Source organism: Kitasatospora sp. NPDC058170, assembly GCF_042883905.1.
Taxonomy (GTDB): Bacteria; Actinomycetota; Actinomycetes; order Streptomycetales; family Streptomycetaceae; genus Kitasatospora.
The window spans coordinates 1-21,177 of the sequence record NZ_JBHVUV010000031.1 but is presented as its reverse complement, the minus strand read 5'-3'; the positions used below and the strand labels follow the sequence as shown (position 1 = coordinate 21,177).

Here is a 21,177-nt window from a genome sequence, read left to right as displayed (position 1 = left end):
TTCGACGGGCATTTGATAGATATCCGGGTATGCCTGTCTTCCCCGAGGAGCCGGAGATTCACGAGAGCCTCCCGGGCCCCGGCGTTCCCTTCCCCCGCGAGTCGGACGCACAAGCCCTTCGCACGCCTGCCACCGGCAGCGCGACCACTTCCGCACCGTCCACCATCACCGCTGCCGTGCCGGTGCCGGGCCCTCGCCCCGCACCCCCGAGGCCGACGCCGCCGCGCGCCGACCGCCCGGGACCGCAGCCCCGTCCGGGCCGGATCCCCAAGCCCGGCCCGCGCCGACCGGCGCCCGCCCCCGAGCCGCAGCCCGCGGTTCAACAGTCCGCGGTTCAACAGCCCGTGGTTCAACAGCCCGTGGCCGATTCGCTTGAGATCCGGCAGCCCGCCGCCCGACAGACCGAGGTCGCAGGGCCTGAGGTTCAACAGCCGGAGGTCCAACTGATCGCCGCTGCGGCGGCGGACGCGCTGGACCGAGCCGACGAGGTGGTCGACCGACTGCTGGAGTCCGGTCGCAACCCGGGCGACATCCTGGTGCTGACGGTGGGCGACGCCCACCCCTGGCAGCAGCACGAGCTCTCCTTCGGCGAGGAGCGCTACTGGGCGCAGCTCACCGAGGGCGGCGACGTGTTCTACGCGGACGCCGCGCTGAGCCGCCCGGCTCGCCGCGAGGCGGTCGTCCTGGTCGTCAACGGCGGCTCGGCCGACCGCGCCGCCGAGGCGTACACCAAGGTGCTCGGCCACGCCGTGGCGCTCCTGGTGGTCTGCGGTGACGCGGGCCCCGAGGCCACGGCGGCCGCGGGTGCCTCGGCAGACCGTCCGGTACCGGCCCGCGGTGCGACCGCCTGAGGCGTGACGGCGTGACGGCGTGACGGCTTGCGGCGCGGCTGCTTGAGGTTCGACCTCTTGCGGTGGCGCCGTCCGAGCCGCGCTGTCCGAGGCGTCTCGGTCCGCCGGCGCGCCCGCCCGGGCGCCTGCCCGAGGTCCGGGGCTGCCAGGCCTCGGGGGCTTCCGCGGCCCTCGGCGAGTCGGCGCGTCCGCTCCCACCTGCGCGGCCTGCCCCGCCCGGCGTCCGACGGCATCCGCTGTCACGGTGCGCGGCAGGCCCGCCCGGCGGCACGGATGCCGTCGGGCGTCGCCCGCTACCGGGAACGTCGCCACGTGCGAGCTCTCCACCGAGGGCTGGGCGGCCGCCCCAGCCCTCGACCCGGACCGTCGCCCGGCCGAACCCGGGCTGACCGCCCGGTCGGCCAGGCAGCAGGTCACCCCGCCGGGACCGCGGTGCCGCCGCCGGATCTTCGCCGGACGGCGACACCACGCGACTCCGGGTCACCAAGCGGCCGCCCCTACGCACCGAGGCAGGCGGCGGCCGGCCGCAGCGTCAGCGGGTGCCGGTGCGCCGGGCCGGTTCGATGGCCGTCACCCGCCCGGGCGTCCACGGACGCTCGGGCGGCTGGCGCAGTGGGCGCGGTCCGCGCGGTCCCTCCAGCGCCGACCGGGGCGGCAGCTCCGTCACGGTGTGGACCGGTCCCTCCGCCCACGAACCCGCGTGCGGATTGCGGCCACTGCGTCCGTCGCCGAGGATCTGCCAGCCCGCCTGCGTCAGAGCGATGTACGAGCCGCAGCGCAGCCCGTGCAGCGCGGCCGCGTCCTGCAGGGCCCACATCCAGGCGCCGTCCTGCTCCGCCCAGCCGGCCGCACCGTCCCGGCAGCGCAGCAGCACCGCCGTCCGGGCCGGAGTGGCGAGCCGGAGGTCGTGCGGGATGACCTGGCGCAGGTGGCTGAGGATCGCGTTGCGGTGCTGCCAGCCGTCGGTGTGGTGCGGCCAGGGCACGAAGGACGCCGAGGCGTTCAGCCGGTGCAGCCCGTCCAGCACGGCGACCACCACCGTGCCGGGCTGTGGCAGGTGGCGCTGGTGCAGCTCCAGGACGAACTCGCGCGGGTCGCGGAGCAACGGGATCCCCGAGGCGGCCCAGGTCTCCAGATCGAGCACCCGTCTGGGCGCCGAGCTCCGGGCGAGGGGATACTGACCTCGGTCGATACCGTTGATCACGATCCTCCTTCCCGACCCACGGGCGCGCGGGTACGTGTGTACGCCGAAGGCCGGGTCTGCTGGACCAGGTTCCGGGTACGGTCCAATTCTCGCGGCAGATGGGGTAGAGCGGCAACGATGAAATGATGAACGCCGCCCGAAAGTCCACTTTCTGCCGGATATATTCCACCGCCGCACAGGCGCCACTCAGATGGCGCTGGATCGTGATCCAGGCCGTCCTCAGGCCGTGGCCGAGCACCTTCATCACCCGGACCCTCCCTTCTCCGGCGGGCCACCGCCGGTTGGTCGTCGCCGTCGCCGCGTCGCGTTGCCGCTGACTCGTCTATTCCCGCCGTCTTCCCTCCGTTCCTCCGTTCGAGTGGTCGGCTTGGGCTGAGAACAGCCGCCGCCGAACCACGCTCCTCCAGCCCTGGATCAGCCCTGTACGGCCAGGACCAGGGGGAGAACCGCGCTCGCCCCGGCCCGCCGCAGCAGCCGGGCGGCGACGGTGACCGTCCACCCCGAGTCGACCAGGTCGTCCACCAGCAGGACCGGCCCGCCCGCCGCGGCCACCGCGGCCTCCACCTCCGGGGGCAGCACCAGTGCGCCGGCCAGCGAGTGCAGCCGCTGGGCGCTGTTGCTCCGGGCGCCCTGCGGCCGACCCGCCGCGTACTCGATCCGTCCGAGCAGGGGCAGCCGTCCGATCTCCGCGATCCGGGCGCCGAGGCTCCCGACCAGCTGGGGGCGGGTGGCGGAGGCCATGGTCACCACGCCGACCGGCCGGTCGAGCCGGGCGCCCTCGGCCGCTGCCGGCCCTGCCCAGCCGCCCGGGCCGCGAGCCCAGTCGGCCAGCACCGCGACCAGGGCGTCCACCACCTCGCCGGGGACGGCGGTGTCCGGGGCCTGCTCGGCCAGCAGCGCCCGCAGCCGGTTGCCCCACCCGATGTCGGAGAGCCGGCCGAGCGCCCGGCCCGTCTCGGCCTGCTCACCCGCCGGGATGCGCCCCTTGAGCGGCACGCCCAGCGCGTCCATCCCGGTCGGCCAGAGCCGGCGCGGCTCGAAGCTGACCCCGGGGCGGCCGAGCGCGGCCCGGGCCGCGTCCAGCGCAGCGGGCGAGACGTCCGCGGTGTGCAGCGGCCCGGCGCAGTTGTCGCAGCGGCCGCAGGGCACGGCCTCCTCGTCGTCGAGCTGACGGCGCAGGAACTCCATCCGACAGCCGGGGCCCGCCGCGTACTCGCGCATGGCGCGCTGCTCGGCCTCCCGGGAGGCCGCGACCTTCGCGTACCGGGCGGTGTCGTACGCCCAGCTCTGCCCGGTGGCCGTCCAGCCGCCCTTGACCCGTCGCACCGCGCCGTCCACGTCGAGGACCTTGAGCATCGTCTCCAGCCGGGCGCGCCGCAGGTCCACCCGGGGCTCCAGCGCGGCGGTGGACAGCGGCCGGCCGGCCTGGGCGAGCGCGTCGATGGTGCGCCGCACCTGCTCCTCGGGCGGGAAGGCCAGTGAGGCGAAGTAGCGCCAGATCGCCTCGTCCTCGCGCCCGGGCAGCAGCAGGACCTCGGCCCGGTCGACGCCGCGCCCGGCCCGGCCGACCTGCTGGTAGTAGGCGATCGGGGAGCTGGGCGAGCCCAGGTGCACCACGAATCCGAGGTCGGGCTTGTCGAAGCCCATGCCCAGTGCGGAGGTGGCGACCAGGGCCTTGACCCGGTTGGCCAGCAGGTCGGCCTCGGCGGTGCGGCGTTCGGCGTCCTCGGTGCGGCCGGAGTAGGAGGCGACTGTGAAGCCGCGCTCGCGCAGGAAGGCCGTCACCTCGTCGGTGGCGGCCACCGTGAGGGTGTAGACGATGCCGGAGCCGGGCAGCCGGTCCAGGTGGTCGGCCAGCCAGGCCAGCCGGTGCGCCGGGTCGGGCAGGTCGAGCACGCCGAGGGTCAGGCTCTCCCGGTCGAGCGGGCCGCGCAGCACGAGGGCGTGCTCGTCGGTGGCGCCGGTGCCGAGCTGCTCGGCGACGTCGGCGGTGACCCGGGCGTTGGCCGTGGCGGTGGTGGCCAGCACCGGGACGCCCGGCGAGAGGTCGGCGAGCATGGTGCGCAGCCGGCGGTAGTCGGGGCGGAAGTCGTGGCCCCAGTCGGAGATGCAGTGCGCCTCGTCGACCACCAGCAGGCCGGTGGAGGCGGCGAGCTTGGGCAGCACCTGGTCGCGGAAGTCGGGGTTGTTCAGCCGCTCGGGGCTGACCAGCAGGATGTCCACGGCGCCGGCCGCGACCTCGGCCTGGACGGCGTCCCACTCATCGGTGTTGGCCGAGTTGATGGTGCGGGCCTGGATGCCGGCCCGGGCGGCCGAGTCCACCTGGTTGCGCATCAGGGCGAGCAGCGGGGAGACGATCACGGTCGGCCCGGCGCCCCGGGCCCGCAGCAGGGCGGTGGCGATGAAGTAGACGGCGGACTTGCCCCAGCCGGTGCGCTGGACGACCAGGGCCCGCCGGTGGTCGACGACCAGGGCCTCGATGGCGGTCCACTGGTCCTCGCGCAGGACGGCGCCGGGCCCGGCGAGCTCGCGCAGCACGGACTCGGCCCGCGCCCGGACCTCGGCACGGTCGGCGGCCGTCGCGGTGCCGGTGGTGGCGGCGGGAGTGGTGGCGGTGGTGTGGGACTCGGGCTGCTGCATGCCGTCCATGTAACCCCGAGCTGCCGACAAGGGGCGAACGGCGAAGCCCGGCAGAGGGGCGGAGAGAGGGGGTGATTCATCAGCTCTTCCGCTGAAATGCCGTCAGATGTCCCCCGGTGGAGTGGTCCGGACTGGTTCGAATGGGGGAGGAGTTATTCACAGGCGGGGTTTGTCCACAGGGAAAAAGAAAATTTCCGGAGGTGCTCGCCCGGTGCGGCAGTCTTCCCGCCATGAACAACGAACACATCGAACTCTCCCTCGGCCCGGCCTCCGGCCACCTTCCGGTCACCATGCGCGGCCCGTCCGACATGGCCGAGCTGCTGCCCTACCTGTTGGGCTTCTTCCCCGATGACAGCATCGTCGCGGTCGGCCTCCAGGGTCCGGAGCTGTACCAGGGCGGGGTGATCCGACTGGACATCCCCGACTCGCCCGCGGAGTGGGCGGCCGCCGCCGACGAGACGGCCGCGCTGCTCGTCGGCCTCTCCGAGCAGCGGGACCGCCGACCGGTCCAAGTGCTCCTCTACCTGTGCCGGGATCCCGAGGGGACGCACGGCCCGCCGCCGGTCGCCGGGCTCCTACCGCTCGCGGACGGTTTGCGGGCGGCCTTCGAGAGCCGGGGAGTGGGGGTCAAGGAGTCGCTGTGCGTCTCGTCCGGTCGCTGGTGGTCCTTCCTCTGCCGCCGCGAGGGGTGCTGCGACCCGGCGGGGAACCCGATCCGCCGTGCCCCGGCCCCAGGCGCGGCGGCCGCTGCGGCGACGTTCGCCGGGCTCGCGCCGCGGGGCAGCCGAAAGGCGATCATCGCGGGGCTGGACCCGCTCGGCCCGCCCGCCGCGGACACCCAGCGGTCGGCCCTGGCCCGGGCCCTGTGCGATCAGGACGGGCCCCTGCGCTCCCGCGAGCAGGGCGCCGAACTGCTGGCCCAGGCCGTCGCCGAGTTCTCGGCCGGCGTCCGGGAGCTCGACGAGCGGCGGGCGGCACAGCTGATCATCACGCTGCAGGACCGACAGGTCCGGGATCGCGCGGCCGAGTACGTCCGGTCCGCCGAGCTCGCACCCGCCCAGCGGCTCTGGCGTTTCCTCGCCCAGCGCTGCGTGCCGCCGTACACGTCCTACGCGGCGGCTCCGCTGACCTTGCTGGCCTGGACGTCATGGGTCGCGGGGGACACCGCGACGGCCCGCGTCGTGCTGGCCCACACCCTGCGGTCGGCGCCCTCTTACCTGCTCGCCCAGTTGCTGTACGAGTCCCTGAACGCAGGACTGTCGCCGGAGCCGCTGCTGGCGGGAGTGGAGGCCGAGCGGCGCCGCCGCACCGTGCCCGCCCGGGCCGGTGGTGAGCCGCCCGAGCCGGTGCCAGGACCGGTGCCGGGGCCGACGGATGAGCCGGACCGGTCGTCGGGCCCGGCTGCGGCCAAGCGCCGACGGCGGGCGGCGCGGCGGGCGGCACCGGTGCTCACTGCTCCGCAGGCGCCCGAGTCGGCAGTCCCGGCCGGCGGAGCCGTGCAAGCGGCGGTGCCGGAGGCCGACGGGCCGGGGGTGGTCGGGCCGGACGCCGGCCCGCTCGCGCTGGCCCAGCGCGTCCCCGGCTGCCGTACAACGCCCCGCGTCCCCGCCGTCCGCAAGGCGCGGCCGGGCCGAGTATCGCCGTGGGCCGCGGCGCCGGCCGGTCCCGCCGCCCGTCGCGGGCGGTGCCGCACCGCGGGGACGACGACGAGCGGATCGCGGCGTGCGCGCTGACCTCCGCCGGGGCCGTCGGCCCGGCCGCCCGCCGGCCGGCGGAGCCACTCGCTCCGACCGGCCGGGGGCGGCGCCGTCAAGGCGCCGGTCGCTGTGGCGGCGCGCGCTACGCCTCGCCGCGCACCAGGGCGATCAGACGGTCGAGCACCTTGCCGCCGCTGACCCGCAGACCGTCGTGCTCCCACTCGTTGGTGATCAAGGTCCGCAGTCCGCGAACGGCCCGGGCGGTCTCCAGCGAGTCGGCGGTGTCGACGTACATGTCGTCGTGGTACACGGCCGCTGCCACCGGCACCTCGTTGGCGGCCAGGCGGACCGGGTCGTACAGGTCGGGCCAGTCGGTACGGGCGGCGAGCAGGTCCGCCGTCTCCTTCAGCGGGCGCAGCGCCGGGTCGGCGTCGAACATCCAGGGGTAGATCATCTCGCCGGTGAAGAGCACCGGAGCCCCGGATTCCAGCGCCGCCTCGGCGTCGAACTCAGGGAACTCCTTGCGTACGCGCTCGGCCGACCAGGCGGTGCCGGCCGGGTCCACCGACCGCTGACCGTAGATCGACTCGTGCAGCACGGCGTACAGCGGGCCCTCGGCGAACGAGAGCTTCGCCTGGACACCGGCCAGGAAGGTGTCGGAGAGTTCGGGTCCGTGGACACCTTCCACCCAGGCCTCCTCCAGCAGGTAGTGCAGGCTGCCGGAGCCGCTGCCGGTGCCGAGCAGCATTCCGAGGCTCTGGAAGGCCTGGACGGTGAGCAGTCCGCCGCCGGGCAGCGAGGCGGGGGAGGAGGCCAGGTGCCCGGCGATCCGGCGCACGGCTTCGACGTCCTGCGGGAACCGGGCGTAGTGGTCCGCGTTCTTGCGGACGACCCGGGGGTAGGCGGCCCGGTACACGTCGTCGGCCGAGCTGTGCAGACCGGAGAGGCCGCCGGTGATGAAGGCCTCGCGCAGGCCCTCCGGTGCGATCGAGAGGTAGGTGAGGGTGCAGAAGCCGCCGAAGCTCTGTCCGAGCACGCTCCAGCGCTGGTCGTCACCGAGCAGCCTGCGGCGGATCAGTTCGGCGTCGCGCACGATCGAGTCCGCACGGAAGTGCGTGAGGTAGTCCGCCTGCTCGGCCGCGCCGCCGCGCCGGGCCAGGGTCTGCCGGGTCGCGGGCGTGGACCGCCCGGTGCCCCGCTGGTCGAGCAGCAGCACCCGGTAGTCGTCCAGGGCCCGCTCCAGCCAGCCGTCCCGGCCGAGCGGGCGGGCGGCCTTGCCGCCGGGCCCGCCCTGGAGGAAGACCAACCAGGGCAGGTCGTCCTTCGCGCGGGTGGCGGCCACCACCTCCCGGGCGTACACCTCGATCTGCTCGCCCTGTGGGGCGGTGTGATCGAGAGGCAGCTGGAAGACGTGGTCGGTCGTGACAATCCCGGGCAGCCGGCTGGCGGTGGACATGCAACTCCTCGGTATGCGCTGGTCGCAGCTGTCACGTCGCCGCTCACGGTGTTGCCGGTGCGGGCGCCGTGACCTCCGCACCGTATCCTGACCGCGATCGGACGCCGGTTCGGCGGTCGCCGTCCGCCACGGGCCACCGACCGCTGGTCCGGCAGGCCGGGCGGCGCGACCGACGGCTCGGCCCGTCCGCGGTTCGAGCGGGAACGGCATCGCGGCAGGGCGGCGACTCCACCGCGACGACGGCGGCACAACCGCACGTCTCGCGGTCCGGTGACCGGTAGCGCTGCGCGGGGGCGTTACCTGCGGCCGGTCCGTGGCGTTCAACCCCGGGGCGCCGCGCCTCGACGACCCCGGAATCCCGGGGCGTACGGGACCGCGGAGCGCCGGCTGCCGGGCCGTGCCGAACGTCCGGGACGCCGACGCCGGTGCATTGGCGCGAGGCGCGCCCGGTACCCGGCGCCGCCGCGGCCCGGGCGGGCCCGCCGCGGACCGCCACCGACGGCGGCCGCGCGGCCGCAGACCAGGGCACGGCGCCACCGGCACCACGGAGCGCCGCACATGACGACGTGCCGGGCACAGCGAGGTGCCCGACACGGGGCGGGGCCGGTACCGGAGCGGTACCGCGCGTCGCATGGCACGGCCCGGCACCGGGTACGGCCAGACACGGCACACGCCGACGGGAACCCCCGCCGGCCCGGCACCATCAGCACGCGATCGAGCATGCTCGCGGCCCACCGGCCCCACCGGCCACCGGACCGCCGAGGGGAGGAGAGTCCGGTGACCGCCATGAGGCCACCACAGGCCGCACCGGCCGAGAGCGTGGTCGGTGCGCCGAGACCGGCCGGCCGTCCCGATCCGGTCCCGGCGGGCGCGCCCGCCGGCCAGACCAGGTCCGCGGCTCCGCCCCGGCCGCAGCCCGCCGCCGTCCACCACGCGGTGCTCTGCGTCAACGCGCCCGCGATGGCGGCCTCCGGACCGGACGGGCAGCTGCGCGGTCACGGCCTCCACGGCTTCTACCGCTCCGGCGTCCGGGTCGTGGCCAAGATGGAGCTGCGGCTCGGCGGTATGGAGCCGCTCCCGCTCCTGGGCACCCTGACCACGGCGGCCCAGGCCCGCTTCCTCGGCGCCGTCCGCCTGCCCGGCGACCTCGACCCGGATCCGGCGCTGACCGTGGAGCGGCTGCGCCATGCCGACGGCGTGGAGACCGTCATCGTGCGGAACGCCGGGAGCCGCCCCGCCCGCCTCCCGCTGGAGATCGCCCTCGGCACCGACCTCGGCCCGGTCGGTGACATCGCCGCCGGGCACCGCTCGCCCGACCTGCCGGGCCAGGTGCAGTCCGCCGGGCTGCGCTGGGCGGGGCCCGCCCACAGCGCCACCGTCAGCGCGAAGCCCTCGCCGCACGCCGTCCTCGCCGGGGCCGGAGTGCTGCGCTGGGACCTGGAGGTGCAGCCCGGCGCCCGCTGGTCGGTCGAGCTGCGCACCGAGCTGGAGGCCACCGCCCCCGGCCCGCGCCCGCCGGGCGGGCGCGGCACCGGTGTCCCGCTGCCCTGGGCGGAACCGGAGATCCGCAGCGACGACCCCCGGGCCCAGCCGCTGGTGTCGCGTTCGCTGGAGGCCCTCGGCGGGCTGCTGTTCGCCGACTCGGACCGGCCCACCGACCTCTACCCGGCCTCCGGAGCGCCCTGGCGGTTCGGGCTCGCGCCGGCCGACGCACTGTGGGCGGCGCGGCTCACGCTGCCGCTGGGCACCCGGCTCGCCGCGGGCACCCTGCGGGCCCTGGCCCGCCGCCAGCAGTCGGGCCTCCCCGCCGGCCAGGGCGGCCCCGGCAGGCTGCCCGAGGGCCTGCTGCCCGGCGCGCTGCGGCACGCCGGTCCGGAGCTGCCGCCCACCTGCACCGCCACCGAGGCGACGCTGCTGTTCGTCACGGTGCTGGCCGAGGCCTGGCGCTGGGGCCTGCCCCGGCACGAGGTCGCCGAGCTGCTCCCGGCCGCCGAACGCGCACTCGGGGCCCTGCGCGGCGGGCTGGTCGACGGCCTCGTCACCGATCTGAGCCGCCCGGTCGAGGAGCGGGCCGCCCACCCGGTGGCGGCCCGGACGGAGGTGCAGGCCCAGGCACACCGCGCCGCCCTGCACGGCGCCGAGCTGCTGGAGGCCTTCGGGCGCCCCGGCGCCGAGGAGTGGCGCGGCTGGGCGGCCGAGCTGCGCGGGCGCTTCCGGGAGCGGTTCTGGATCGACGACCTCTCCGGCGGGCGCCCGGCGGCCGGTCTCGCCCCCAGCGGTCAGCCGCTGCCGGCGGTCGCCTCCTCCTTCGTCCACCTCCTCGACCCCGGCCTCTGCGCCGACGGCGGTCGGCACGAGAGCCTGCTGGACCGTGAACAGACCCGGCTGCTGGCCCACCGCCTGGCGGCGCCGGAGCTGGACAGCGGATGGGGCCTGCGCACGCTCAGCGCCAAGTCGGCCCGGTTCAACCCGCTGGGCCACCGCAGCGGCGCGGTGCGCGTCCACGAGACGGCCCTCGCGGTCGCCGGGCTGGCCGAGGCCGGTCACGAGAACGAGGCCGGCGCCCTGCTGGAGGGCCTGCTCGGCGCGGCCACCCACTTCGAAGGGCGGCTGCCCGAGATGTACGCGGGGGAGCAGCGCACACCCGGCTGCCCGCCCGTGCCACACCCGGCAGCGTGCCGCCCGGCGGCGGTCTCGGCGGCGGGCGCGGTGCACGCGGTGTTCGCGCTCGCCGGGGTCCGGCCGGACGTCCCGGGCGGGCGGGTCCTGGTCCGGCCGGCCAGCACCGCGCCGCTCGGCGAGCTGCAGCTGACCGGTCTGCGGGTCGCGGGCGAGCCGTTCTCGGTCCGGGTGAGCCGGATCGGCGTGGCGATGGTGGAGGAGGCATCGGCGGAGCTGCAACTGGTCGCCCGCTGACGGGCACGTCGGTCCGCCCGCGGGCGGACCGGCGCGCGGGTCGGGGCGCCACCTCCCGGTCTCCCGGCCGGCCCCGCCCGCCCGCGCTCACTCGCCGCCGACGCCCGCCCTGCCCCGTACCTGGGCAGTGTCCCGCGCCGGGGTGCGGGACGGCCCCGACGGCGGCCTGTGCTTATCGTCAGAGAGACGACTATGATCGTCGCCATGTCGCGTTATGACCCGTCGGCCTTCCCCCCGTTCGCTGTCACGGTTGACCTGGTGGTGCTGACGGTGCGGGACCACGCGCTGTGCGCCCTGCTGGTACGGCGGGGCGAGCCGCCCTTCCAGGGGTACTGGGCGCTGCCCGGCGGCTTCGTCCGCCCGGACGAGGGCCTGGCCGAGGCCGCCTCCCGGGAGCTGGCCGAGGAGACCGGCCTGCGTGCACACTCGGCCCCCGGCCACGACGGGATCGGCACCGGCGCGGCCGGCGCCCACCTGGAACAGCTCGCGACCTACGGCCACCCGCAGCGCGACCCCCGGATGCGCGTGGTCAGCGTGGCCTACCTGGTGCTGGCCCCGGACCTGCCGACGCCCAGGGCCGGTGGCGACGCCAGCAGCGCCCGTTGGGCCCCGGTCGCGGAGCTGCTCGGGCAGAACCCGGCCGACGGCGTCCCGCTCGCCTTCGACCACGGGCTGATCCTCGCCGACGGGGTCGAGCGCGCCCGATCCAAGATCGAGTACTCCTCGCTGGCGACGGCCTTCTGCCCGACCGAGTTCACCGTCGGCGAGATGCGCCGGGTCTACGAGGCGGTGTGGGGTGTGGTCCTCGACCCGCGGAACTTCCACCGCAAGGTCACCGGGACCCCGGGCTTCCTGCTGCCCTCCGGCGGTACGACGACCCGTCAGGGCGGTCGCCCGGCCCAGTTGTTCACCCCCGGCGGGGCCACCGTCCTCAACCCGCCCATGCTGCGCCCCGAGTCCTGACCGGGGCCGTCGACCGCACCCCGTCCGGCCCGGCGGCCCTTCGCGTGCCGTCGCAGGATCGGATTGTCCCCTGATCGGGTGAGGTGGGCGGGCTGCGGGCCCGCGCCGCTCCCGTAATGCCCGGAATCTCCGCTCCGGCCCCCTAATGTGCTGGCGCGGGGACGTGCGGGCACGATCCCACGCCGTGCAGACCAGGTCGGCCAAGGGCATGGGAGCAGCCAGCGATGATCCAGATCACCGGACTGACCAAGGTCTACCGCAGAGGCGGTTCACCGGCGGTGCTCGACCTGACCTTCGACGCCCGCCCGGGCGTGGTCACAGCACTCCTGGGGCCCGAGGACTCCGGCAAGTCCACCGCACTGCGGCTGATGCTCGAACTCGAACGCGGCCAGGGCGTCACGCTCTTCGACGGCCGCACCTACCGCCGGCTGCGCCACCCCGAACGGGAGGTCGGCGTCCTGCTGCCCGGCCCGGCCGGCGTCTCGGGCACGGTCGCCGGCCACCCCGGCCGGAAGGCGCACAGCCACCTCAGGATGCTCGCGGCGGCCGTCGGGCTCCCCGCCCGTCGGGCGGACGAGTTGCTGGAGCAGACCAGGCTGGCCACCGTCGCCGGGCAGCGGCTGCGGACCTTCTCGCCCGGCATGCACCGCCGGCTCGCCCTCGCCACCGCGCTGCTCGGCGACCCGGGCACGCTGCTCCTCGACGCACCCACCGAGGGCCTGTCACCGCGCAACGAGGAGTGGTTCCACTCCTTCCTGCGCTCGTTCGGGGTCGCGGGCGGGACGGTGCTGGTGACCACCCGCTCCCCGCAGGAGGCCGCGCAGCTCGCGGACCGCGTGATCACCCTCGACCAGGGCCGACTGGTGGCCGACCAGCCGGTGACGGAGTTCTGCCGGACCAGGCTCAGCCCCGAGGTGGCCGTGCGCGGACCGCAGATGGCCCGGCTCGCCGACCTGCTGATCGGCCAGGGCGCGGAGGTGCGCCGCGACGGCGGGGCCGGCCTCGCCGTCGCGGGGATCGGCCGCACCGAGATCGGCGAGCTCGCCTACCGCCACGGCATCCTGCTGCACGAACTCGCCGACCGGGTGGTCGAGCAGCCCGCGCCCCGCGCCACCCTGCCGGCCGCCTCGGGCCGTTCCGGGCACATCCAGCTCCAGCCGACCAAGGCCCGCTCGGCCCAACCCCGGCCGGTCGAACCCCGGCCGGTCGAACCCCGGCCGGCCGAGCCGCAGCCCGCCGAGCCCCAGTCGGCCCGGCCCCCGGCGGCGAGGAGCCGGGCGGAGGAGGAACCGGCGCAGGCCCGGACGGTGAAGGCCCGAACCGTGAAGGCCCCGGCGGTGCAGCTGCCCCAGCCGGCCACCGCGCTCCCGGACGGCGGAGTGCTGCCCGCCCTGGCGCTGCCCGCCACCCCCGCCGCGGGCTCGGGATCCGGCGCCACCGTCTCCACCACCTCAGCTGCGACCGGCTCCGCCGCGACCACCGCCTCAGCTGCGACTGCCCTGTCGGCGGCCACGGCACGGCCCGCCGGGGCCGCGGAGGCGACCGGGACCCCCGACGCCCACGAGGACTCGCCGACGGTCGCCGTGGACCGCCTCTTCCGGGACAGCCGCACCGCCGTCGCCCGGCAGAGCGCCGCCGGCCCCGCCTCCGCCCCCGGCCCGCGCGACCAGCGGAAGGACTCCTCCGCCGCGGACCTGCTGACCGACGACACCGTCCGCCTCGGCCGATTCGACCCGGCGGCCGCCCGCCTCGCCGCCACCCCCCACCCGACCCCCGACCACCGGAGCGAGTGAACCGTGCGTGTACTGGCCTACGAGCTGCGCCGGCTGCGCGGCCTCCGCTCCACCTGGCTGCTCCTCGCCGCCGTGCTGCTCTGCGACGCGGTGGTGGCCGCGGTGCTCGCCCACCAGACGCCCGCGGGTTCGCTGGCCGCGCCGGCCGGCGTCCGCCTGCTGACCGCGGCCGTTCCGCTGATCCCACTGCCGTTCGCGGCCCTCGGCGCCGGGGTGCTGGGCGCGTTGTCGTACGGGCACGAGGTGCGGTACCCGGGTCTGGCGGCCTCGCAGGCGTCGTACCCGCGCCGGGTGCGACTGCTGCTGGCCAAGCTGCTGGTGATCGGCCCGGTGGCGGGGCTGCTGGCGCTGGCCACCCTGCTGATCGACGCCGTGGCCGCGCACCTCGCGATGCCGGCCGGGGTGGTCGTGGCCGCCTGGTCCGAGCCGGCCGTGCTCTCGGCCGAGGTGTCCCGCGCGCTCTCCTCGGCCGGTCTGACCGGGCTGGCGGACCTGCCGGGGGCGCTTGCCCCGGTGGCGCTCGGGGCCGGTCACGGGTCGCCGTCCGCGCTGCTCGCCTTCGTCATGCTGGTGGTCGTGGCGGGCTGGACGGGCGTGCTGACCGCGTCGCTCACCCGCAGCGCCGCGGCCGGGGTGCTGCTGCTCTGCGCCCTGCCGCCGCTGCTGGAGTCCGGGGTGGCGCTGCTGCTGCGTCAGACCGGTACGGCCTGGCCGTCCCGTGCGGCCGAACTGCTGCCGTTCCAGTCCGGCGTGGAGTGGGCGTACGGATGGGTGTACGGCGGGGACCGCCGGGTTGCGGTGGGCGGGGCGGCACTGACCGATCCCGCCCTGCTCGCGGCGATGGTGGCGCCCGCGTTCGTGCTGCTGCTCGTCTGCCTGCTGGTCCAGGTCCGCCGCCGCGCGCTGTAGGCCGGGCCCGGGTCCGGCCCGGCCCGGGTGCCCGCGCAGGGGGTCCGGCCTCCGGGGCGCGCGCAGTGGCGCCCGGTGACGGGATACTGACGGTCCGTCGCCACCCTGCCAAGATCGACCAGCAGTGACCGTAATGCGCGGTTCTTCCTGATAAGAAGTCAATTATCCAGTCACGGGCGATCACCCTTTCGTGTGCTTTTCACGAGAATCCTCAAGCTGGGCCCGCGGATCGCCGACAAAGGACCTGTGAGTACCCTTGCGCACCCCACCATGACCACCGCCCGCTCCATCGACGGCGCCATCCACGGCCCCGGCGATCTGGACCGTTTCTCGTACGCCGACCGGCCGACCCCGCCGGCGCCCCGCTGGGAGGGCGCCGAGTCCGACCTCGCCCGGGTCGGCCGCAAGACCACCAGCAGTCGTGGCCGCGGCCTGCACGGCCAGCTCGTGCAGCAGCTCGGCCAGATGATCGTCTCCGGCGATCTCGGCGCCGACCGCCCGCTCGTCCCGGAGGAGATCGGCCAGCGGTTCGAGGTGTCCCGCACCGTCGTCCGCGAGTCGCTGCGCGTGTTGGAGGCCAAGGGCCTGGTCAGTGCCCGGCCGAACGTCGGCACCCGGGTCCGGCCGGTCGGCGACTGGAACCTGCTGGACCCCGACATCATCGAGTGGCGCGCCTTCGGCCCGCAGCGCGACGAGCAGCGCCGGGAGCTGTTCGAGCTCCGCTGGGCGATCGAGCCGCTGGCGGCCAGGCTCGCCGCCGGCCACGGCCGCGAGGACGTCCAGCAGCGGCTGGTCGAGCTGATCGACATCATGGGCCACGCCGCCGCCCAGGCCGACCTCTCGACCTACGCGCGGGCCGACGTCGAGCTGCACGTCCTGATCCTGCAGATGGCGGGCAACCGGATGCTGGAGCACCTCTCCGGCATCGTCTCCTGCGCGCTGCAGGTCTCCGGCGGGCCGGCCATCTCCTGCGAGCGCCCCTCGGAGGCCTCGGTCAGCCTGCACGCCCGGCTGGTGGACGCCCTCGGCATCGGCGACGGCACCGCGGGCGAGGCCGCGATGCGGGCGCTGCTCACCGTCCACCCGGAGATCGAGCCGTCCGTCCCGGCTCCCCGGGAGCACTGAGCCGTCCACCCGGCGACCGAGTGGCCCCCCGCGAACCCCTGGCCCTCCGGCCGCACCGCACGGCGCGACCGGAGGGCCTCGGCATGGGTCGGGCGGGGCGCCGGGTGCGATGCCGGGTGGGGAGCCGGGCGCGGGCGTCGGATGCCGGACCGGGCGCCCGGGTGGTTACGCCGCGTCCATGTCACGCGCTTCGCGGCGAGTGCGCGATGATGGAAGTCGGCCCCGGGCCGCGGCCGCCGAGTGGTGTGACCCGCGACACGAAGGCCATGCGTAACACTTGACGAGTAGCAGCGATGTGTACGGAGCGGAAGCAGCTCCGGAATACCCCGACATGTCAGAATGCTGTGTTGATCCACGGCGCTGCTGCCGTCCTGCAAACCCAGTCCTCAAGCCCGAGTCGGTCGGAATCGACACCGCGCGTCCGACGCGCGATTTCCTTCCCCGCCCGCTCGGGCGGCCGGTACGGGTTCGAGTCCACTCATCGTCCGAGAGGTTGTTCGTGTCGGCCAGCACATCCCGTTCACTTCCCCCCGAGATCGCCGAGTCCGCGGCTCTGCTGGCGCTCATCGAGCGGGGCAAGGCCCAGGGGCAGATCGCCGGTGACGACGTGCGCCAGGCGTTCGAGGCGGACCAGATCCCGGTCACCAAGTGGAAGAACGTCATGCGCAGCCTCAACCAGGTTCTGATTGAGGAAGGGGTGGATCTCATGGTCAGCGCGGCCGAACCGGCCGGCGCCAAGCGCAAGAGCGTCGCGGCCAAGAGCCCCACCAAGCGCACGGCCACCAAGGCGGTCACCACCCGCAACCCTGCCGCGCCCTCGGCACCGACCAAGCCCCCGGTGCGGATCGCGCCCGGTGCGACCATCTCCACCCCGTCGGTCGCGGCCGCCACGGCCTCGGTCAGCACCGTGTCCGCCGAGATCACCGTCGAGGGGGCGACCTCCGTCGCCGCCGAGCTGAAGGCGGCCGTGGCGAAGAAGGCCGCCCCGGCGAAGAAGGCCGCGGCCAAGAAGGCCGCCGCGCCGGCCAAGAAGGTCGCGGCCAAGAAGACCGCCGCCGGCAAGGGCGGCAAGGACGAGGAGCTCGGCGGCGAGGAGGAGCTGCTCGAGGACGCCGCGCTGCCGGGCGACAAGGCGGCGGGCGAGGAGGCGGAGCCCGAGGAGGAGTCGCAGGGCTTCGTGCTCTCCGACGACGACGAGGACGACGCCCCGGCCCAGCAGGTCGCTGTCGCCGGTGCCACCGCCGACCCGGTCAAGGACTACCTGAAGCAGATCGGCAAGGTCCCGCTGCTCAACGCCGAGCAGGAGGTCGAGCTCGCCAAGCGCATCGAGGCCGGCCTGTTCGCCGAGGACAAGCTCTCGGCCGCCGACAAGCTGGCCCCCAAGCTCAAGCGCGAGCTGGAGATCATCGCCGAGGACGGCCGCCGCGCCAAGAACCACCTGCTGGAGGCCAACCTCCGCCTGGTGGTCTCGCTGGCCAAGCGCTACACCGGCCGCGGCATGCTCTTCCTGGACCTGATCCAGGAGGGGAATCTCGGTCTGATCCGTGCGGTCGAGAAGTTCGACTACACCAAGGGCTACAAGTTCTCCACCTACGCGACGTGGTGGATCCGCCAGGCGATCACCCGCGCGATGGCCGACCAGGCCCGCACCATCCGTATCCCGGTGCACATGGTCGAGGTCATCAACAAGCTGGCCCGCGTCCAGCGCCAGATGCTCCAGGACCTGGGCCGCGAGCCCACGCCGGAGGAGCTGGCCAAGGAGCTCGACATGACCCCTGAGAAGGTCATCGAGGTCCAGAAGTACGGCCGCGAGCCCATTTCGCTGCACACCCCGCTCGGCGAGGACGGCGACAGCGAGTTCGGTGACCTCATCGAGGACTCCGAGGCCGTCGTCCCGGCCGACGCGGTCTCCTTCACCCTGCTCCAGGAGCAGCTGCACTCGGTGCTGGACACCCTGTCCGAGCGCGAGGCGGGCGTGGTCTCGATGCGCTTCGGCCTGACGGACGGTCAGCCGAAGACGCTGGACGAGATCGGCAAGGTGTACGGGGTCACCCGTGAGCGCATCCGCCAGATCGAGTCCAAGACCATGTCGAAGCTGCGTCACCCGTCGCGTTCCCAGGTGCTGCGCGACTACCTGGACTAAAGGCGGGACCGCGGGGCACGAGCCCTGCGGAGAGGTTCGACGGCAGAGGCCCGGAGCGCACCGCTCCGGGCCTCTGCGCATGTCCGGGGCCTGGCGCGTCAGCGTCCGGGTGGCGCTTGTCCCTCGTCCGGGTGGCCGTGCGCCGGGAAGCGGTCGCACAGCGTAGTTGATCACCTACGCTGTGCCGGTTGCCTGCTGCCGAGCCACCCTGGAGAAACGGTGCTGCCCAACCCGGACCGTGCGGACCTGCCGACTGCCGCCCCGACGCCGGTGTGCCCGGCCCGGCCGGGGCGCCGGCGCCACCGGGCCGCCGTCCTGGCCCTGCTGGCCGCGCTGCCCGCGCCGCTCGTCGCGCTCGGCCCGGCCGGTCCGGCCGAGGCCCAGCGCCGGATCGTTGGCGGTGTGGCCGCCGGCACCTCCGACCACCCGTGGGTGGTGGCGCTGTCCAGCCGGCCGCAGTTCGGCAACGGCCGCTCGGGCCAGTTCTGCGGCGCCGCGCTGGTCACGCCGACCAAGGTGGTGACGGCCGCGCACTGCTTCTACGACGAGTCCAAGGGCAGGCGGGTGGACCGGCCGGAGCTGAAGGCCGTCATCGGCCGGGACGACCTGCGGGGTTCGGCCGGGTACGAGGTGCCGGTCCAGTCGGTCTGGATCCACCCCGACTACGCCTTCGCCGCCAACATGAACGATGTGGCGGTGCTCACCCTCGCCGAGCCGCAGACGGGCCGTCCGGTGATCGATCTGGTCGGCCAGGGCGAGACCGAGCCGTACGTGCCGGGGACGAGGGCGCAGGTCTTCGGCTGGGGGGACACCACCGGCACCGGTAACTACTCGCCCACGCTGCGTGGGGTTGACGTGCCGATCATCGCGGACCAGACCTGTGCGCACGCCTACCCCGGCGGCCAGGACGGGCGTTTCGACGCCCGCGGGATGGTCTGCGCGGGCGAGGAGAAGGGCGGCAGGGACGCCTGCCAGGGCGACAGCGGCGGCCCGCTGGTGGTCGGCGGGCGGCTGGCCGGACTCGTCTCCTGGGGGACGGGCTGCGCGGAGGCCGCCCACCCGGGCGTCTACACCAGGATCGGCGCGGTCTCGGACGCCGTGCACTCGGTGCTGTGAGGCTCGGTGCTGTGAAACGCGGTGCGCTCGGTGCTGTGACCGGACGCTCACGGCCGGTGGCCTTCTGATCCGCCATCGGCCCGGCCGACCGGCGGTGCTGCCGACGGAGGCGAGGGCGGTAGGTGGGGAAAACAGCGGAGCCGGGCGGCGGAACCCCCCGAAGGGGGCCCGCCGCCCGGCTCACCGGTCATGCGCAGTGCACGGCCGGACACAGCTCGTGGCTGATTGCTGCGGTGGCGCCTCGGATCAGCGCTCCTCGTCGGCGGCCGTGGCCGTGGCCGTGTTGCTGAGACGGCCGCTCTCGTCCTGTATCTCCACGGCGATCTTCTTGAGCTCGGGCTCGAACTTCCGGCCGTGGTGGGCGCAGAAGAGCAGCTCTCCACCGCTGGCGAGTACGACGCGCAGGTAAGCCTGGGCGCCGCAGCGGTCGCAGCGGTCAGCCGCGGTGAGCGGGCTCGCAGGGGTCAGAACAGTAGTCACGTCGCCTCTTCTCTAGCTCGACGAGCTGTCGTACCAGGGTCAACATCCAACCAGGCCGAAAACGTTCCCGCTCGTGGCTTTTCTTCTTTGAGGATTCTGCTGTGTTGATGAGGACGTGCCCCGGGGGCCGGTGGTTCATGCGTACCGAATCCCAGGATCCGTCTATCGCTCGAACGCCCGATCGGGACCGGGAGTCGAGGTCCGCGTAGCATAATCCTCTGCTGGGTTGGAGCATAAGCCCCGTCCCAGGCCCCGGTAGCCTGCATAACGGCAGTTCCGGAGCCTGTGCCCGGCCCCACGGTCCGCCAGGACCGGTGGTACCGGGAGGAGATGGCGCCCCGGCGCCCCGAATCCGGCGCAGCCCTTGTTCGCGCAGCGCGTACAAGCTGCGCGGGACCGGCCCGCCGTGCTGTGCACCGTGCGGAGGGGTGTACACACGCAGGGGAGCGAATGTCGGTGCGATGTGCTGCACTGGCGGACGATCCGGGTGTGCCCGGATGTGACCGATGAGACAGAACTTCACCGAGGAGAGTGCCGCGTGAGTGCCGAAACGACCGTGCCGTCCGCACTGCTGGCCGGCGACGACGGTTCCAACTACACCGCTCGGCACCTGCTCGTCCTGGAGGGCCTGGAGGCGGTTCGCAAGCGCCCCGGCATGTACATCGGCTCGACCGACAGCCGGGGCCTGATGCACTGCCTCTGGGAGATCATCGACAACTCCGTCGACGAGGCCCTCGGCGGCTACTGCGACCACATCGACGTGATCCTGCACGACGACTCCTCGGTCGAGGTCCGTGACAACGGCCGCGGCATCCCGGTGGACGTCGAACCGAAGACCGGCCTGTCCGGCGTCGAGGTCGTGATGACCAAGCTGCACGCCGGCGGCAAGTTCGGCGGCGGCTCCTACGCGGCCTCCGGCGGCCTGCACGGCGTCGGCGCCTCCGTCGTCAACGCCCTCTCCGCCCGCCTGGACGTCGAGGTCGACCGCAGCGGCCACACCCACGGCATCAGCTTCCGCCGCGGCACCCCCGGGATCTTCACCGAGACCAGCCCGGACGCGCCCTTCGAGCCCGCCAACGGCCTCACCAAGGTCCGCAAGGTGCCGAAGGCCCGCACCGGCACCCGGATCCGCTACTGGGCCGATCGGCAGATCTTCCTCAAGGAGGCGAAGCTCTCCCTGGAGGGCCTGCACAGCCGGGCCCGGCAGACCGCCTTCCTCGTCCCCGGCCTCACCATCGTGGTCCGTGACGAGCGACTGACGGAGAGCGACAAGGTCGAGGAGTCGACCTTCCGCTACGACGGCGGCATCGGCGAGTTCTGCGAGTTCCTCGCGCCCGACAAGCCGGTCTGCGACGTGCTGCGGCTGCAGGGCGAGGGCACCTTCAAGGAGACCGTCCCCGTCCTGGACGAGCTCGGCCACATGACGCCCACCGAGGTCACCCGCACCCTCGGCGTGGACATCGCGCTGCGCTGGGGCGCCGGCTACGACACCACCCTGCGCTCCTTCGTCAACATCATCGCCACCCCCAAGGGCGGCACCCACGTCACCGGTTTCGAGCGCTCGCTCGCCAAGACCGTCAACGAGGCACTGCGGTCCGGCAAGCTGCTGCGGGTGGCCGAGGACGACATCACCAAGGACGACGCCACCGAGGGCCTCACCGCGGTGGTCACCGTCCGCCTCGCCGAGCCGCAGTTCGAGGGCCAGACCAAGGAGGTGCTGGGCACCTCGGCCGCCAACCGGATCGTCGCCGCGGTGGTCGCCAAGGAGCTCAAGGCCTTCCTGACCTCTGCCAAGAAGGACGAGAAGGTCCAGGCCCGGGCCGTCCTGGAGAAGGTCGTCGCCGCCGCCCGCACCCGCGTCGCGGCCCGCCAGCACAAGGAGGC

Annotated in this window: 14 protein-coding genes; 10 read left to right on the top strand and 4 right to left on the bottom strand. The window is 74.5% G+C overall.

The annotated features are described in order from the left end of the window. Window positions 1–359 precede the first annotated feature (359 nt). Window positions 360–851, top strand: coding sequence for a hypothetical protein (locus tag ACFVVX_RS29905; protein WP_387950102.1), 492 nt, complete (start codon window positions 360–362; stop codon window positions 849–851). A 532-nt stretch (window positions 852–1,383) separates the two neighbouring features. Here ACFVVX_RS29905 and ACFVVX_RS29900 read toward each other — a convergent pair. Further along, window positions 1,384–2,043 carry a hypothetical protein gene (locus ACFVVX_RS29900; protein ID WP_387950204.1) on the bottom strand — a complete coding sequence of 220 codons (660 nt, stop codon included), beginning with the start codon at window positions 2,041–2,043 and terminating at the stop codon, window positions 1,384–1,386. 426 nt (window positions 2,044–2,469) lie between these two features. Then, window positions 2,470–4,695, bottom strand: a complete 2,226-nt coding sequence (locus ACFVVX_RS29895; RefSeq protein ID WP_387950100.1) for a RecQ family ATP-dependent DNA helicase — start codon at window positions 4,693–4,695, stop codon at window positions 2,470–2,472. 230 nt (window positions 4,696–4,925) lie between these two features. Between ACFVVX_RS29895 and ACFVVX_RS29890 the strand changes: the two genes are divergently transcribed. Beyond that, window positions 4,926–6,428: a DUF4192 domain-containing protein gene (locus tag ACFVVX_RS29890; protein WP_387950098.1), complete on the top strand. Its 1,503-nt coding sequence runs from the start codon at window positions 4,926–4,928 to the stop codon at window positions 6,426–6,428. Between the two features lie 106 nt (window positions 6,429–6,534). Here the strand turns inward: ACFVVX_RS29890 and ACFVVX_RS29885 are convergent, their stop codons facing one another. Beyond that, complete coding sequence (locus ACFVVX_RS29885; RefSeq protein ID WP_387950096.1) at window positions 6,535–7,848, bottom strand: alpha/beta fold hydrolase; 1,314 nt, start codon at window positions 7,846–7,848, stop codon at window positions 6,535–6,537. A gap of 786 nt (window positions 7,849–8,634) precedes the next feature. Between ACFVVX_RS29885 and ACFVVX_RS29880 the strand changes: the two genes are divergently transcribed. From ACFVVX_RS29880 to ACFVVX_RS29850, 7 genes are all read left to right on the top strand, one after another. Then, window positions 8,635–10,764: a glycogen debranching N-terminal domain-containing protein gene (locus tag ACFVVX_RS29880; protein WP_387950202.1), complete on the top strand. Its 2,130-nt coding sequence runs from the start codon at window positions 8,635–8,637 to the stop codon at window positions 10,762–10,764. 204 nt (window positions 10,765–10,968) lie between these two features. Further along, window positions 10,969–11,727 carry an NUDIX domain-containing protein gene (locus tag ACFVVX_RS29875; RefSeq protein WP_387950094.1) on the top strand — a complete coding sequence of 253 codons (759 nt, stop codon included), beginning with the start codon at window positions 10,969–10,971 and terminating at the stop codon, window positions 11,725–11,727. 224 nt (window positions 11,728–11,951) lie between these two features. Then, entirely contained in the window at window positions 11,952–13,520 is a 1,569-nt protein-coding gene (locus ACFVVX_RS29870) for an ATP-binding cassette domain-containing protein (protein WP_387950092.1), read from the top strand. A gap of 3 nt (window positions 13,521–13,523) precedes the next feature. Then, window positions 13,524–14,429 (top strand): hypothetical protein, encoded by a 906-nt coding sequence (locus ACFVVX_RS29865; RefSeq protein WP_387950090.1) that lies wholly within the window; start codon window positions 13,524–13,526, stop codon window positions 14,427–14,429. A 246-nt stretch (window positions 14,430–14,675) separates the two neighbouring features. Beyond that, a complete protein-coding gene (locus ACFVVX_RS29860; RefSeq protein ID WP_387950088.1) occupies window positions 14,676–15,554 on the top strand; it encodes a FadR/GntR family transcriptional regulator in 879 nt (292 codons plus the stop codon). A gap of 493 nt (window positions 15,555–16,047) precedes the next feature. Further along, entirely contained in the window at window positions 16,048–17,697 is a 1,650-nt protein-coding gene (locus ACFVVX_RS29855) for an RNA polymerase sigma factor (protein ID WP_387950086.1), read from the top strand. A 222-nt stretch (window positions 17,698–17,919) separates the two neighbouring features. Next, window positions 17,920–18,813 (top strand): S1 family peptidase, encoded by an 894-nt coding sequence (locus ACFVVX_RS29850; protein WP_387950201.1) that lies wholly within the window; start codon window positions 17,920–17,922, stop codon window positions 18,811–18,813. Between the two features lie 246 nt (window positions 18,814–19,059). On the opposite strand, the gene ACFVVX_RS29845 is transcribed toward ACFVVX_RS29850, so the two are convergent. Beyond that, window positions 19,060–19,293, bottom strand: coding sequence for a hypothetical protein (locus ACFVVX_RS29845; protein ID WP_387950084.1), 234 nt, complete (start codon window positions 19,291–19,293; stop codon window positions 19,060–19,062). A gap of 538 nt (window positions 19,294–19,831) precedes the next feature. On the opposite strand from ACFVVX_RS29845, the gene ACFVVX_RS29840 reads away from it, so the two are divergent. Next, the coding region (locus ACFVVX_RS29840) for an ATP-binding protein (RefSeq protein WP_387950082.1) at window positions 19,832–21,177 on the top strand (1,346 nt) is incomplete at its 3' end.